This window comes from Salinibacter altiplanensis, from assembly GCF_002894645.1.
GTDB lineage: Bacteria > Bacteroidota > Rhodothermia > Rhodothermales > Salinibacteraceae > Salinibacter > Salinibacter altiplanensis.
In genome coordinates, this window is sequence record NZ_NCQY01000030.1 from 602,975 (window position 1) to 617,567 (window position 14,593).

At 62.0% G+C, this 14,593-nt stretch carries 12 protein-coding genes and 1 other RNA gene; 1 reads left to right on the forward strand and 12 read right to left on the reverse strand.

Features of this window, described 5'->3' with window-relative positions; all coding sequences use genetic code 11:
- Positions 1-32: 32 nt before the first annotated feature.
- Both B7R93_RS14590 and mazG read right to left on the reverse strand, forming a co-directional pair.
- Positions 33-635: a hypothetical protein gene (locus B7R93_RS14590; RefSeq protein ID WP_103021452.1), complete on the reverse strand. Its 603-nt coding sequence runs from the start codon at positions 633-635 to the stop codon at positions 33-35.
- 85 nt (positions 636-720) lie between these two features.
- Positions 721-1,566, reverse strand: a complete 846-nt coding sequence (mazG, locus tag B7R93_RS14595) for a nucleoside triphosphate pyrophosphohydrolase (RefSeq protein ID WP_103021453.1) — start codon at positions 1,564-1,566, stop codon at positions 721-723.
- 202 nt (positions 1,567-1,768) lie between these two features.
- Between mazG and ssrA the strand changes: the two genes are divergently transcribed.
- Positions 1,769-2,137: a transfer-messenger RNA gene (ssrA, locus tag B7R93_RS14600) on the forward strand.
- Between the two features lie 142 nt (positions 2,138-2,279).
- Here ssrA and B7R93_RS15390 read toward each other — a convergent pair.
- The 10 genes from B7R93_RS15390 to B7R93_RS14645 all read right to left on the reverse strand — a co-directional run bounded on the left by B7R93_RS15390 (position 2,280) and on the right by B7R93_RS14645 (position 14,569).
- On the reverse strand, positions 2,280-2,873 hold the full coding sequence (locus B7R93_RS15390; RefSeq protein WP_157942315.1) for a hypothetical protein: 594 nt from the start codon (positions 2,871-2,873) through the stop codon (positions 2,280-2,282).
- 10 nt (positions 2,874-2,883) lie between these two features.
- Positions 2,884-3,684, reverse strand: a complete 801-nt coding sequence (locus B7R93_RS14610) for a C40 family peptidase (RefSeq protein ID WP_103021455.1) — start codon at positions 3,682-3,684, stop codon at positions 2,884-2,886.
- A gap of 22 nt (positions 3,685-3,706) precedes the next feature.
- Positions 3,707-4,030, reverse strand: a complete 324-nt coding sequence (locus tag B7R93_RS14615; protein ID WP_198598686.1) for a hypothetical protein — start codon at positions 4,028-4,030, stop codon at positions 3,707-3,709.
- A gap of 143 nt (positions 4,031-4,173) precedes the next feature.
- The gene (locus B7R93_RS14620; RefSeq protein ID WP_103021457.1) at positions 4,174-4,725 is read right to left on the reverse strand and encodes a hypothetical protein; all 552 of its coding nucleotides are present in this window, start codon (positions 4,723-4,725) and stop codon (positions 4,174-4,176) included.
- An 82-nt stretch (positions 4,726-4,807) separates the two neighbouring features.
- On the reverse strand, positions 4,808-6,025 hold the full coding sequence (locus B7R93_RS15395) for a hypothetical protein (protein WP_157942316.1): 1,218 nt from the start codon (positions 6,023-6,025) through the stop codon (positions 4,808-4,810).
- An 81-nt stretch (positions 6,026-6,106) separates the two neighbouring features.
- On the reverse strand, positions 6,107-11,008 hold the full coding sequence (locus B7R93_RS14625; RefSeq protein WP_103021458.1) for a restriction endonuclease subunit S domain-containing protein: 4,902 nt from the start codon (positions 11,006-11,008) through the stop codon (positions 6,107-6,109).
- Complete coding sequence (locus B7R93_RS14630; RefSeq protein WP_103021459.1) at positions 11,005-12,867, reverse strand: hypothetical protein; 1,863 nt, start codon at positions 12,865-12,867, stop codon at positions 11,005-11,007. Before B7R93_RS14630 ends, B7R93_RS14625 begins: the two co-directional genes overlap by 4 nt.
- Positions 12,868-12,899: 32 nt before the next feature.
- Positions 12,900-13,145 carry a hypothetical protein gene (locus B7R93_RS14635; protein ID WP_157942317.1) on the reverse strand — a complete coding sequence of 82 codons (246 nt, stop codon included), beginning with the start codon at positions 13,143-13,145 and terminating at the stop codon, positions 12,900-12,902.
- Positions 13,146-13,177: 32 nt separating this feature from the next.
- Positions 13,178-13,690 (reverse strand): hypothetical protein, encoded by a 513-nt coding sequence (locus B7R93_RS14640; protein ID WP_103021461.1) that lies wholly within the window; start codon positions 13,688-13,690, stop codon positions 13,178-13,180.
- A 24-nt stretch (positions 13,691-13,714) separates the two neighbouring features.
- The gene (locus tag B7R93_RS14645) at positions 13,715-14,569 is read right to left on the reverse strand and encodes a phage tail protein (protein WP_103021462.1); all 855 of its coding nucleotides are present in this window, start codon (positions 14,567-14,569) and stop codon (positions 13,715-13,717) included.
- Between the last annotated feature and the right edge of the window lie 24 nt (positions 14,570-14,593).

The window sequence follows — 14,593 nt, forward strand, 5'->3', positions numbered from 1 at the left end:
TCAAAAAGTTACAATTCCGCGACGCCTGTTTTTTAAAGTACCCGGCGGAGGATGGATTGCAGGCGCTCGTGGTCGTCGTCGAGCAGCCGGCTCAAGGCGCGCCCGGCCTGCACGAGCGACGCGCGGCCGCCTTCGCGTCCCCCGTGGGCCCCATGAATTCCCCGGAGCACCGCCACGAGGAGGTCGTCGACGGGCACGTCCGGGTCCGGGTGTTCAACAAGGGTCCGGAGGAAGTCGTAGGGCGCCCCGAAGGCTCGGACGTCTTCCTCGGTACAGGGCGCAACGAAGTCGTGGATGTCCGGCGGCTGCGGCGGGAGGGTCTGCCGGATGTCTCCGTCGGGCCCCCGGCACGCCAGCATCTGAACACGGACGGTGGTGCGGAGCAGTTCGTCGACCATCGGCATCTCCTGCGCGCGCTCTTCGGGCGAGAGGCCGAGCGCCACGGCCTGCCGATTCGTGTCGTAGCTTCCGGTCTCCACGTGACTCACGAGCCCGTAGAGCGTCGGCGCCGCGCCCGGCGCCACCCGCACCCAGGTTCCGAAGTCCGGCGCCTCGTTCTCCTCGTATACCTCGGCCACAAATTGTCGGGTCGTGGCCTCAATGACTTCCCCGACCGCAGTGGTCTCGTCGGCCATCGCTTGTGTACATTCATCCAAGAGAAGCTCACGCCCCAGGGGTATGGGTGTTTTGGGGCAGAGTTGCGGGCCCATCCCACGCGAGTTACTCCGCCCGCACCTTCGCCTCTTCCCAAAGCCGACGGACCGCCGACAGATCTGCCTCGTCGATGGAGGCCCCCTCCGCCGACAGTCGCGCCTCCACATGCTGAAACCGTCGGGTGAATCGACCGGTGGTCTCCCGCAGTGCATTTTCCGGCGTCACGTCCACGTACCGCGCGTAGTTCACCAGTGCGAACAGGAGGTCGCCAAACTCTTGCTGCCGCTGCTCCGAAGACTGATCGTCCTCCACGCTGTCCTGAAACTCTTCCAGCTCCTCCTGGACCTTGTTCCAGGCTTCGTCTCGATCCGGAAATTCGAAGCCAACCCCCGCCGCCTTCTCCTGCACCCGTTGGGCCCGCAGCAGGGCCGGCAACTGCGCCGGCACGCCGTCGAGCACCGAGGAAGGATTCGCCCCCCCGTTCTCCTCCTGTTGTTTGATTTCTTCCCAGGAGGCCGCCACCGCGTCCGCGTCGTCGGTGGCCGCGTCCCCAAAGACGTGCGGGTGCCGCCGAACGAGCTTGTCCGTTTCCGCCTCAATCACGTCGGTGAGGGTAAATCGGCCGTCTTCCGCTGCGATAACGGCGTGGAAGAGCACGTGCAGGAACACGTCCCCCAGCTCCTCTGCCAGTTCGTCCCAGTCGCCGTCGTCAATGGCCGCGACCACCTCGTAGGCCTCCTCGATGAGCAGGTGCTTCACCGACTCGTGGGTCTGGTCCCGGTCCCACGGACAGTCGCGCCGGAGCTGCTTGACGATGGCCGCCAGATCCGCGTATGCCTCCAGCCGCTCGGCAGGCTCGGCGAATTGGGACTCGTAGATCTTGTCGGCGCAGGACGCGTCTGGCTCAGGCATAGACTCAAGTAGCGTCAAGGAAATACTACGGCAAATGGTCTCCGGTGTGAATTTACAGGCGGGAGCGTCATGTGTTTGTGTGTCGGGTCGGTGGCCCCCTCCTCGCCCGCGGGAACATCACAGGGAATGTTGCGTCGAAATTGGTGCCTTGACACGCAGCCCAAAGCGCTCGAACCGCTCAGGGCACCGCTCTTTCACATATGGGGATGACACGGCTTCGACGTGTAGTAAACGTGCAGCGGACTGACCTGCCGAGCAGCCTGATTCGCTCTGTAAAACCTGTCAGGAATTGTAACTGCGGACGATTATTCGTACGCGATGGCGGCGTAACAGCCCCCATCTGTCTCGCGTCGCTCCTGGCCCTTGGGGAGCGTGAGACATCGACAAAAAGGGTGTAGCCGCCGCGTTCTCCGACTGCGGATGCGCCGGTGAAACTTAACCAGTCTCAGCGCCGCCCTGGCCTCGTGGATGGGCAGACGGCCGGCGTGAATCGCCAATGCGTCCACTATGCAGGTAGAGGTTTGCCTGTGCGGCTACACGGACCCGGGTTCGACTCCCGGCATCTCCACTTTGGATCGCCCTAAGGTGTTGTCTTCCAGCACCTTAGGGCGTTTCTATTTTGTCCGGTGACGCGAGAGGTGACGGTTCTTCCCGATTTACCCGGTCTTACGCTCTTCGTGACGTAGAGCTGAGCGAGCGGCACGTCGCACTCTTTAGTTGAAGACGTGCCACCGGAGGCCGGTCGTGGCCACGACCTGCCGGCCGGCCCGCACCTCCCCGAACGGCTCGATCGCGCCGGGGAGCCACTCAGGCCTCAGCGTCGCCTCCACACCGAGCCCGGCCTGGATCGTCGGCCGCGGCTGCCACCGGCGGAGCCCGACTGCGTACACGGACGCCTGGTAGCGGTCGACGGGGACCCGCCACTCCCGCTGCTCGTAGCGGCGGTCCGAGGGGTCCCAGTACGTCCACGTGGCCCGGTCGGGCGTCACTTCGATCGGCGTGCGGTCGGACACGACGCCTTCCGTGAGCTCAGAGGGCACCGGCACGCGGAGCGTGTCCCGAAGCGTATCCCGCACCCGAGTCGTTTCTGTACGAGTGCGGTATCGGATCTCGACGTCAGGTTCGCGCTGACCGGTCGTATCGGTTGGCTGGAGGAAGCGGCCCGGCTCGAAAATCGTAGTGCGGCCGCTGATAGGCTCAGAGTTTCTGTCTCCCCCGGTCCACCAGTAGCACACTCCCCCGCCAAGTACTGCCCCAAGCATCAAGGCCAGCGCGGCTGTCGTCGCGCTCTCTGGTAGCTGGATCACGGCGTGTCGGTTATGACGTGGGCGTAAACGCGACGATGCGGAAGTACGAGCCCGGCCGGATGCAGCGGCGCCGGTTCCACACGCCGTCTCCGTCCCGCTGCGGGCCCGCCTCGCCGGGAGAGGTGTTGCCCTCCACCGTGCGGCCGCACTGCTTCCGCCACCGCTGCACAACGCCGATGTGGCCCTTCCACGTGTCCCCTCGGCGCCAGATGGCCAGCGCCCCGGCCGGCACCGGCTCGGCCCCGCGGAGCACGTCGGTGGCCTCGATCGAGGCGCCGGTGACGTAGTCGGTGGCCCCGGCACTGCGAACAGTGGGGCGATCGGTCTCCGCTTGGTCCATCATCCACCGCACTGCGCCCGCGCACCACGGGTAACCGTCGGGGAGGCCCACCGCCTCCATGTACGCCTCGATGCGCGGGCCCTCATTGGTCCCCGGTGGGGTCTCCGTTACGCCGACCTCCTGCAGGGCCACGTCCACCACGGCCGGCCGATCGGGCGAGTCTCCCCCAGGATCGGCCCGGGGACAGGGCTGGCCGGTGGCCACGGCCGGCGCCAAGAGGAGCGCCAGCGCCAGCAGGGCCACCGCGACGGCGACGTTTCCCTCCTTCAGCTCACGGGTTGTGTCGACGCCCTCGAGGAGGTACCGGTCGAGCCCCTCAAAGAGCAGAAGGATGATGGCCACCTTCAGCACCGCGGCCGCAAAGGCGCTGTAGGCCACGGCCTGCGTGAAGGTGAAGGCCACCGCTCCGGCCGCCAGGGCCGCCAGGGCGGAGATGAACAGGACGCGCTTCGAGATCAGGCGATCAAGCATGAAGCGATCAGGTATGGAGCGGTCAGTTGTCGAGGTGCTGGAGGATCTGGTCTACCTTTTCGCCGAGCCGCTCCACCTGGTCGTGGGCGTTGATGTCGCCCCGTGTGATTTCGTGCTTCAGGTCCCGAACTTCGCGACGGAGCTCTTTCTGGCCCTTGCGGAGGTCGCTGATGGCCGCGTCCCGCTCGGCGGCCGACTCGTCGTACTGCCGGACGACCCGCCGGCCGAGCCATCCCGTGAGGGCGAAAAAGAGCGTCGCGATGCCCACGCCGATATACAGCGCGAGCTGAAAGCCAGGGGCGTCGGTCATCAGGTGGGCGGCGTGTGGCGGGGGCGGATGCTTCACTCACTGCGGGGGGTTACCAGTGGTCAGGCATGCAGGCAGGGGCAAGCGGCCCGCTCACAGTACCCATATCGCCGCCGTTCCCGCAGGTGCACCCAGGACGTGGACCCTGGCCTCTTAGTACCCTCGTAAAAGAAGACCGAAATTTATTCGGCGGCCGAGCCGGCCGGTTTGCGCTCTATGATCCACCCGGCCACCTCCTGGAGGTCTCCCATGGGGACGCCGGAGGTTACCGCCTCCCGGAGGGGGACGGTCTCCACGTCCAGGGCCACCGTTTCCTCCAGGATGTCCTCCATGGCCTCCCGGAACGCCTCGGTGTCCTCCACCAGGATCGTGGTCTCCTCCCGGACCTGAACCTGGAGGTACTCGGCCGTGAGTTCTCGAACTCGTTCCTGGACCGCCTCCTGGCCGGCCTCCTGGACCTCTCCCTCGGAGCGGCCGGTGGTCTCTCCAACTTCGGAGCCCATGTTCTCCTGGACACGCCGGCGTACGGACTGGAGGGTTTGGGCCTGGCCGTCTTTGGTCCAGGCGTACTTTTTGGCCAGGGAGGCCCGTGTCCCGTCCACGGCCCGATCCAGGGGCTTAATCTTCTCCACGGCGTCCCACAGGGCCGAAATCAAAACGTCCGGGAGCACCCCGTAATCCAGTTGGTCAATTGTGCGGAGGCGCTGGACCCACTCTCGTTTGGTTGCTTTCATCTTATTAAAGGGTTTTATGGTTGTATGGTAAGGGTTTTGTGAGATACCGGATTCTTAGCCGAACGGTCATTGTTCGCCGGGCCTATGTAAATGCAATCAGGTTATTTCGCGCTTCTGGCCCCAACTTTGTCGGGTAGAGCCGTAGATCGAACAGGCGTAAACCCACGCCCTGTTTCGCACTTCCGTGCAATTGCAATTTCGTATTGAACCCGTTCGAATTTCCGGACCAACTTGTAAAGTCCCCACGGTCTGTTCTGCCCGATGCCCCAAACGAGTTCTGATCCCAAGCAACCGCCACCCGTGCCCGTCTGAGGGGCCCAAAAATAGAGCTGGAGACTGAAAATCCTCCATCGCCTATTTCTACAATAATGTTGTTATCATTATGTATCTGTATCTGGTTGCTAAAATTTGCACCAATTAGCCGCCCTTTTACTGCCTCTACCCCTGTAAAATAATCAAAGAAAAAAGTACCCTGTTGAAGTTCATCAACAGGTACATCGAAGTTATTGGTGGCGTCTTTATTTACCTGCTTACTGGAGTTGCCAGTTACGATTGGTTGCCGTAGCTGCCGTGTATTGGTAATTTGCCCGTGGTGAAGAATGTGGGTGTTACTTTCTGGTCGAACCCTAAGTTGTCGCTCCCCACCAGTCGTCTTATTGTCTGTTTGGCTTGTCCCCCCCACAGTGGCCACTGCCCGTATTAATCTCCCCCCGTTTGGGCCCTCGTACGGCAAAACCTCTACATTTGACTTTCTAATATCGCCCGATTGGTTTAACGAGTTACCATTTTTATCAAACCTTATACTGACAACTTTAAGGAAGCCACTAAGTGACTTATTCCGCACCTCCATTTCTGCCGCCCCGCCAGTCATTTCTAAAATGACAGAAAATGACTCAAACGTATTGTCAAAAAATCCCGCATTATTACCCTGGGTCTTTATATAATTTGAACCAGTGAATTCGGCAGCATTTACTCTACCATTCGAGTCTCGATCTGCAAACACCGAGTCAGCAGCAGAGGGGGTAATCGTTACGTCATTCGTTGTCCATTTGGATATGTCTGAAGAGTGCTTGACTTGATTTGTGGCCGCAGCCTCGACCACGAGTGCCTGTTCGGGGCCCCATATCCGAGGCTGATCTTCACCCACTTTTTTGTAAAGTCCACTACGGGGGGCAAGAGTGCGACCTGGCGTGGACCTTCTGAAATTCATGCGCGAAGAAAGGGGGGAGCCCGCTCCTGCCCCCATCGAAAGCGTAGGATCGGAGGTGTCAGCATTAAGGATTGCAGCTACGGAAGGCATATAATTACTTTACTTCGGTGAAGCAATTGTGAGGATGTTCGTTTTCACCTTCAAAGGTCCGGATGTCCTGTTTGTGGTCGTTCAGAAATTGGTCACTCGCTCAATACGGTTGTTATCTGCCTTGACGTAAAGTTGTGTTTGGCCCCCTCCATCTTTTCTAAAATAAAGTTTGGCTCCAGCCGTTGAAAAATCATCCGGGTCCCCTCCTGCCGCCCTCATCCAAAGCCATGGTTTTCCCACTTTTGTACTGCCAGAAGCTACCCGAAAGGTATTAAGAAAACGCCCAATTGTTAGGTCGTATCGGTCGTCAATTCGGACTTCCTCTTGGCTAGAAAGACAGTCAAGGATAACACCCACCCCATCAATTCGCATCCGGACCCGGTTTTTGCCTACGAGGTCAAGGAGTCCACTGGCAGTTGTAAACACAGAACCAACACTGGTTTGCCCGTCCTTCCACACAATTGAACTCGGAACAAACACATCATCATCGGCGGCCAGTATAATCCCGTCGTCGTCAATTACGTAATCCTCCGAGGTGTTTTTTATCTTTCCCCCGTCGAAAGTCAATCCCCCGATAACCTTCCCTTGTACCTCAAAATTTTCCGTAACGGTGGTGTCCCCGTCCAACAGGATGGAATTTCCGACGATTGTGGCTTTGCTCCCGTCCGGTCCAGCAAAAAGCTCAATGGCGGCCTCGGAGGTATTGCCGTTGGCCACCTGGTCGTATTGAACGCTGGCCGTGAGGGTAGCCGCATTTTCGGAGACGTTCAGCTCAATGGCCGAGCGGCTTTCGGTCTCCTGGGCCACCCGCCGGGCCAAAAGCTCCACGTCTGCCGAGTTTTGGTCCGCCTGGGCCCGTAGGTCCACCTCGGTCCGAGCCCAATCTGTGCCGTTGTACGTGTACGCCTCCTCGCCCCCGTCCGTGTCGATCCAGGTGTCCCCTTTTCGGAGCGACCGCCCACTCACATCCGAGTCCACAGGCTCGTCCGGTTGGCGGAGTGTCACGCCGTAATCCGCCTCAATGTTGGCGTCCGCCACCTCGAAACTCCCGGCCACCTCGGTGTCCCCGTCCAGGAGGATGTTTTCCCCGGCTAGGATTGCGGCCGAGCCGCCGGGGCCGGCCAGGAGGGAGACGGACGCCCGGTTGTCCACCTGGTTGTTGTTGTCCGTAAACTGGACCGAGGACTCGAACCGAGTCTCCGTCTCGGAGGCGTGGAGGGAGAGGGTGGCCTGGGAGAACAGGGAGTTGTCCCCGATTACCGTGGCGTTGGCCTGAATACTGGCCGTGTTCTCTCCCACGTTCACCTCCAACCCGGCCCGGCTTTCGGTCTCTTGTGTGACCCTCCGGGCCAGGAGTTCAATGTCCGAGGCGTTTTGTGTGATCTGCGCCTCCACGTCTCCGGAGCCCACCACGATCTCCAGGCCCTCGGCCTCGGTAAATTTCAGGTATGTCCCCTCCGTGGCCGAGGTGGCCGCCTCCAGGTCTCCCACAATCACGTCCGAGGTGAACCGGCCCTGTTCGGTATAGACGCCGGGCCCGGAGCCGTTGGCTTTGGCCAGGCCCGAGAGATTGCCCCGGAGGTTCAAGACCTCGAACGAATCGGGTACCTGGTTTCCGCTCGTGTCCTCCCACTTCAAAATCCGGTCGTACGGCGCAATGTCGCCGGTGTCCCCCGGCTCCAGGACGGACCGTTCAATGAGAAAGTCCCCCGACACCCCATAATCCAGGGCCACGGCGCCCTCCAGTATGTCCTCCCCACTGGCCGGCGTGGACTCCAGGAGTTCGGCCGTCCAGGTTTGCGTTCCGTCCCCCTGGTCGCTGTACCCGGTCACAGACACCCACACGTCCGCCACAGTGAGGCCCCCACCGGAACGGTCCACGTACCTCATTCGGATCGTGTCTCCCCCCTCGAACACCTGTGTGGCCCCGAGGCCGGCTAGGTCCTGGACGTGGAGCGTGGCCGTGTTGCCCACGCTCCCCGGCACAGTGAACGGCGCCTCCAGGGTGGCGAAACTTTTAGTCAGAAAGTCCTCCCCGGCCAAGGCCTCGTTCACCTCGGCCACAAACGCCTCCACCCGCAGTTCGTCGGCCAGGAGAGTCCGAAAATCCCCGAGGCCGGCGGCCGTGATCCTCCAGTGTTCAAGTTCGGCCGTGTAATCGGGGTGGCCAATAAAGCCGGTGAGGTGGGCGGAGCCGTCTTTGGTTGGCGTGTTGGCCACCCCCAGGCGGAGTTTGTTTACCCGGAAATCCGCGCCTGTGTGAAGGTTTTGGGGCGCCTGGAGCTTTACGGACACGTCCGAGGTGAGGGCGCCCTGTGTAGTGTTGCCGGCGTTCACCACCACTTGGTTGGGTGTGCCGTTCACCTCAACGGTCCGGTCCGCCCGAACCGCCTCATCATTTTCGTCCGCCTGGTTCCTCAAAATCACGTCGTTGAACGTGGGGCGGTTTACGGTCGATATAACAGGGTCCGGGAGGCCCGTTACTTCAATATTTTGCCCTCCCTCCGGCAATATGTTCTCCAGAAACGATTTGATGGAGGTCTGTGTGGCCAGGTGGGTGGCCGAATCGCTCGCCATATCGTCCTCGTCTTTGACCCTGGCCACCAGGCTGTCTGGGCTCGTGTCGCTGTTGACCTCCAGAAACGTGGAGCCGGAGAGATTCAGGGCACCGGTGACATCCTCGGACCCCAGGGCCACGGTGGTGGCGAACCCATCCGAATCTCCATTCCGGGCCAGAAGGGAGTTGGGCTTGCCGGTGAGCTCGTCCCAGGAGCCAGCCCCCTCAATGATCTGGTCGCCCGCGTTGACGATCGTCCCACCACTTCCTCCACTAGCCGCCTCTTGATTGTCCATCACGTAGGCCCGGGTGAGGCCCGCGATGCCTGCGTCTTTCTTCTCTGTGACCTCGATCGTGCCCCCGTTCCCGGAGCTGCTTTTCGAGTACGTGAGATAGGTGACGGTGTAGGGCGTCCCCTCCAGCCCGTAGATGTGTTGCGGACCGATCTGGGTGCCCCGCTCCTCGAACTGGAACGTCCGGCGGTCTAAGGCCTCCCGTTGCTGCCGCATCCACTGTTGGGCTAGCAGCTGCTCTAGCCCAAGGCCGGTCTGCCCTTGCCCAGACGTCCAGTCAGTCAAGAGCTCCCCAGAATCATCCGTAAGCTCGCGCGGGTGGCCTTTGACGGGCCCGCTACCGATGCGGTGGGTGAGCTTTACCTCACGCCCATAATGGTCGTCGAACGCGATGTAGTCGGTCTCCTCGATCGGCTCGCCGCTGCGCTGCAGCTTTGCACTGACGTTGTCGATGTAGACGTCGAAAGCCGCATTGGACTCGAAAGAGACCTGGAGGTCACGGCCTGTAAGATCGATCCCTTCAGCCGTCTGCAAGGCAATCGTAACCTGCTGTGGTTGAAGCGCCATTGCAGGGTCCCTCGGCACCACCGGGTAGTCGCCGTTCGCATTGAGAAGCCCAAAATGGTCGTACGAGGTGCTTTGACCGAAGCTGGTGGTCTGCTGCGTATCGGACCACACCCAGTAGATAATGCCGTCTCCACTCTCTACATCTTGTTCGAGCTCACCGATCAGTCTCTCATCTCCTGCTTGCAGCGGCTCGGACAGGGTGATTTGGGTGTCGGTCGATCCTCCGCGCACCGGAATCTCTGCTCCAGCGGGCATAAGGATCGTCCCGTCCAGCCCTGACACCGAGCCAGCGAGGTATATAACGGCATCCTCCCCCTGATTCGTGGCCTGGGTGACCTCCTTGTTGCGCGCCTGCACGTAGTGGCTGCCGAGCTGCCACTGCGTCTCACAGGCAAATGCTCCACCTCCCTCGTCGACCTGATTCCACGTCAGCTTCAGCGAGCCTCTCGGCCCTAAGTCGAAGATCGGCGCAGGCACATCTTGGGTAATCTTTGCCTGCTGGGAAGGGTCGGTCAAGGCGCGGGAGAGGTGCAGCGCCCACGTTTCCTCCTGGGTCTGTGCGGCCGGGAGAGGCGTGTCGTCGTACTGCTCGCGGACTGCATTTGGATCGTTAGCTGGTACCCACGTAGAGAGTGAGTCTTCAAAAGACCCGTTCCGGGCAAGCTCTCCGAGGTCGTCGTACTGAAACGCAGACTCCACAGAGCGAAGCCGATGCACGCGGCGCTGTGGCCGGTCCGTGCGCTTGAGCTGATGCGGGAGGGCCGCCGTGACGTCGCTTGTGGTGGGCGAGTCGTTGAACGACAGCTGGCCGGCCGGCATCTTCCAGCGCTTCAGGGCTGTCCCGTCCTCGATCTGGTCGCGCTGGCGGAGGTGCCAGGCGCCACCGGCCTGAAACAGACGAAGGCCAAACCGCTCGCATACGTCTTCGAGGTTCGTCCGTGCGTCAAGCGTCCCCTCTGGCTCCCGGTCCTCGTCGAGCTGTTTATAGGCCTTGTCCTGGAAGCTGAGCTCATCAAGTGGGCACTTCCCGTCAGGCACGCTGCCCGATGGCCGCCAGTCCATTGAGGTGTAGACCGGCAGGTCGTGCAGTCCAACATAGCCGATTCCACCCCGCAGCAGGCGGCTGATGGCTGTGCTGATGACCCCGCCGTCGTCGTAGGCGTCGTGATTCTCGAGCAAGGCGAGCCCGTCGATCGCCTCGACCTCGATGGTTTCGCGAGGACTGTTCGGGTTCGCCCCCGAGAGGTCCCCGGCAATAAATCCCTGCCAGAAGAGCTGCCCGTCTTCGCTGTACTTCAGCCGCCACTCTTGGTCGGGCGTGTCGGCGATGTCGGCGAGCATCGCTTCTGCGTCTGGGGTGCCCACGACGCCGAGCTGTAGGCTGGAGACCATGAAGGGAACCGTCAGGTCCTGCTGGCCCTGCTGTCCCCACTCAATGTCGACGGCCGTCTCTGCCGCGAGAAGGCTAGTAGCGGCCCCGCTGTATCCTTGCTGCTGAACATCGGCGACACACTCCCGCCCCACGATGTCCTTCCAGCGGACTTTGTATTTGGTACCGTAGCTCATCGGCCTTTGCGCTTCTGTATGCGGGTCGTGGTGTCGTAGGCGGTCTTGAGGTCGCGGCCGTCCGTGCGGCGGTCACCCTCGACGTTTACCGTGACGTTCATGCCGCCCGCTGCAGAGCGTCCGGCGAGAGCCGCAGCGTTTAGCTGTGCGGTTTGTCGCACAAGCCCCTGTATGCGGCTCACCATACCCTCTGGCACGACCTGTTCGCCTTTGTGGACTCGGGCGATGCCACTCTCCTCAATCCGGCCCCCAACGGCGAGACCTGGGATTCCCCCACCTCCGATCAATGAGCTGAAAACCGACCCAAACCCAGCCGAACTCACGCCGAGAATCGGGCCCAGAATCGCCGCGATGGCTGCGGCGCTGGCGAGCTTCGTGATGACCTGCTGGAGCACCCCGATCGCCGCGCGGCCAAGGGACTTGAACGCTTCTGCGATCGACCCAATCTTATTTTCGAAGCCAACTGCATTTCGGATGAGGTCGGTGAATGCCTGCCCGACCGTCGATCCCATCACGCTGCCGAGCTGAGCGAATGCCTGCACGCCGACGCGGGCGAGGCTCGACATCTGGGTGATGGAGGCGCGGATCTGCTGGCGGATCTTGAAAAATGCCCGCCGTGTCATGCGGGCCTGCCGCAGCAGCGGCTCGGCACCACCTGTCCCGCCCATCGGCACCGGTGAGGTCTCAGCGATGTTTTCAGACAGGCTGTCGCCACTGGATTCTCGTGGGGCTGTGTCCACCTGCTCCGCGTCGGCCGGCTGCGGAGCTACGCCTTCCAGCGAGACGCTGCTCACCTCCTCAAGGCGCTTTCGCACCTGCTTCAGCTTCGCCACAAAGGCATCAAGCGTGGACTCAGGGAAGGCGTCGGGAAACTTTTGCTGGAGCTTCTGGAGGTTCTTGACCGCATCGAGCCGGAAGTCCTTGACCTGGGACAGCATTTCCTTCTTCGGGATGAGGTCTCGCTCGAAGCGGTCTCGTACGCGCTCGACTTGGTTGATAAGTGTCCGCTCGATTTCCCGAAGCCCAGTCACGTTGCCGACGCCCTGAAGCACACCTGCTCGCCCGCTATCGCCTGCCCGGCCTGCATTGACGAGCGCTCCGAACGCCGGCCCAGCGCCAGGAAGCTGCTTCAAAAACTCTATGGTTCCGGAGCTGAAGACGGCAAGGGCGTCGTCTGCACCGCGAACGGCCGCGGCAAGCCCACGGGCCGCCGGCAGCACTTCACTTCGAATCACCCCGCTGAAGGCTTCTGCAAAGTCGCGACCGGTTTCCTTGAATGTGGCACCCGCTGCCTTCACATCGTTCTGGAGTCCGGCCGGTCCGAACTCGGCCGCCAGCTTTGTCGCGACACCTGCCAGTCCAGCCCCGGCCCCAATCGCGGCCGCCGCCGTCGCCGCTGCTGCGCCCACAGCCTTCAATTGAGGCGGAACCGCAGAAAGGGCCGCGAAGCCCTCTTGCACCTCGTCTAGCTCGCCCGGCAAACGGTTACCCCCGAAGATGCCCTCTTTGCTTGATGACCCGCCCCTACCGGAAAGCCTGCGGGCGATTCGGTTTCGCCCCTCATCAAACTTGAGATCAACGGCCACGTCACGGCCATCCAGGGCCTGAAGACGGCGTTGGAGCTGCGATACTTCCCCGTCGTCGACGTCCACATCCACGTCTTCTCGGCTTGCCTTGTCTAGCTTATCAGACAAGTCGTCGGCCGCCTCCGCGGCATCGTCCAGTTCGTCTTGGGCGTCTTCAGTCGACTGGTTGTCCAGCCGCTGAAACTTGTCGACCGCCTCCTCGAGTTCATCCTCTAGCTCCTCAAGGTCCAAGCTGAGCAGTACCTCCAGCTCGTCAATCGGGTCATCGGCCATTGGGACGAGAAGCTGTTGCTCCGGAGATCAAGTTAAGGAATCCAGTCTGCGTTGCGCCCCAGAAGCGCCTCGTACTCTTGCTGAGAGCTGCGTCGCCGGCCGGCACCCGCTTCCAGCTCGCTCAGGTCTACCGGGTCGCCCCCGGCAAACCCGATCACTGTGTTCACGATCGCCAAGGCGCGCCGCCACTCAGCCCGCTCTTGCCGCTGGTGGCCACGCCGCCAGGCGAACCACTCTCGTAGGCCAGTCCGGTCGGCCGCCCGAGGCGAGAGCCCCATCCGAGAGCACTCGGCAAAAAAGTCACTCGTGGTCAAGAGGTCTCCTTTTTCGGGGACGCTTTTCCCGCTGTGTCGTCTTCCTCGTCGGGGTTTCCCTCATCGGGGAAGGCACGGGCAATCATCGGCCCGAGCGGAAGGCCGCGAATGTTGTCCGGCCCAACGAGCCCGCACACCTCTTCCTCGCCTAGCTCCGGCTCGAACCGGACCGCCCCCGCCCAGAGAAGCCGGCCGACTGCCTCGTACATGTCGGTGAGCTCCATCACATCTGCCCCGTCGGCCTCAGCGGCGAGGGCTTCGACCTGCTTCTCCGAGAGGCCCTCAAGCTCTTCTTCGCTTAGCTCTGACCCTTGCACGGCCGCGCCTTGCAGGGCAAGGTCGTAGGCCGCCGAAAGAATGTCCTTCAAGTCCGTGCCGTGCCGGGTCTTCATCACACGGATCGCCTTCCCGTCGATGAGCCACGGCAACTTCTTGCCGCGGACCTCGATCGAAAGGGCGCGGTCCTCGGCCGTGTCGGTGTCGGTAAGGTCACTCCAGGTATCTCCCATAGGGCTCTAGCGTATCAGTTCAAGTTAGGCTTGCAAGGCGCGGGTGAGGCCGCCGGTCACCTGCAGCTCATAGTTGAGGTCCAGAGGCTCCCCCTGCGTGCCGGACAGCTCGAGGCTCGACACAAACCCATCCCCCTCGTACTTCGTCGCCCCGCTGACGGCCGTCCCGACTTCCTGGTACTCCAGCAGCGCCGCGACGGTATTTCGGTTGAACCACGCGTCGATCACGGCATCGAGCCCACCGTCAACAGTGCCATTGTGGTTGATGACGCCCTCATGCCGAAAGGTCGAGTCGAACGTTGCGGTGTCGTTTCCAGCCGGCGCCGAAAGCGACCAGTCCTCCGGGCGAATGTCCCCGCTGATGGTCAAGGCGCCGAAGGTGAGCGAAAGCGAAAGGTATTCGTCGGCTTCCTCCGCGGAGAGAATCAGGTCATGCCCCGCCCCATCGGTGGCAGCCGGGTCGAAGTACTGTCCCGACAGCGACAGGTCGAGCGACTGGCCCGCGACCCGGTACTCTTTTGCGCCGGAGCTCTGGAAGGTTTGTACCTCCACAAGTTCACTTTCGAGCGTGCACGTCAGCTCTTGGAGGCCCTGCACCACCTCCGTCGCGCTCCCATCCTGGCTCGTGAGCTGGGCCTCGACGTTGTCGTCCTCCCCGAGGATGTGCTCTCCACCGTCGCCGGTGTACGCGTTGTCGGCGGTGATACTCGACTCCTCAAAGCCGGGGATGCTTTTCCCAAAGAAGCCGGCGTTTTTGTCCTCTACCTCCTGGAGGTTCAGCGTCTTGTCGAGCGTCAGGTCAGTCTGGCCGCCGATAAGCGTGCCGTTTGCCTTGGTGAGCAGGTTGACGCCGACGATTTCGGTTTCTGGTGCGGCCATGGGTCTGTGTCGCTATGCAAAGCA

What these genes read in the sequence shown, in the direction of transcription:
- B7R93_RS14610 (WP_103021455.1), bottom strand. Translation starts at nt 3,684, where the DNA reads ATGCTTGATCGCCTGATCTCGAAGCGCGTCCTGTTCATCTCCGCCCTG.
- B7R93_RS14645 (WP_103021462.1), bottom strand. Translation starts at nt 14,569, where the DNA reads ATGGCCGCACCAGAAACCGAAATCGTCGGCGTCAACCTGCTCACCAAG.
- B7R93_RS14635 (WP_157942317.1), bottom strand. Translation starts at nt 13,145, where the DNA reads ATGGGGCTCTCGCCTCGGGCGGCCGACCGGACTGGCCTACGAGAGTGG.
- B7R93_RS14625 (WP_103021458.1), bottom strand. Translation starts at nt 11,008, where the DNA reads ATGAGCTACGGTACCAAATACAAAGTCCGCTGGAAGGACATCGTGGGG.
- B7R93_RS15395 (WP_157942316.1), bottom strand. Translation starts at nt 6,025, where the DNA reads ATGCCTTCCGTAGCTGCAATCCTTAATGCTGACACCTCCGATCCTACG.
- B7R93_RS14590 (WP_103021452.1), bottom strand. Translation starts at nt 635, where the DNA reads ATGGCCGACGAGACCACTGCGGTCGGGGAAGTCATTGAGGCCACGACC.
- mazG (WP_103021453.1), bottom strand. Translation starts at nt 1,566, where the DNA reads ATGCCTGAGCCAGACGCGTCCTGCGCCGACAAGATCTACGAGTCCCAA.
- B7R93_RS14630 (WP_103021459.1), bottom strand. Translation starts at nt 12,867, where the DNA reads ATGGCCGATGACCCGATTGACGAGCTGGAGGTACTGCTCAGCTTGGAC.
- B7R93_RS14640 (WP_103021461.1), bottom strand. Translation starts at nt 13,690, where the DNA reads ATGGGAGATACCTGGAGTGACCTTACCGACACCGACACGGCCGAGGAC.
- B7R93_RS14620 (WP_103021457.1), bottom strand. Translation starts at nt 4,725, where the DNA reads ATGAAAGCAACCAAACGAGAGTGGGTCCAGCGCCTCCGCACAATTGAC.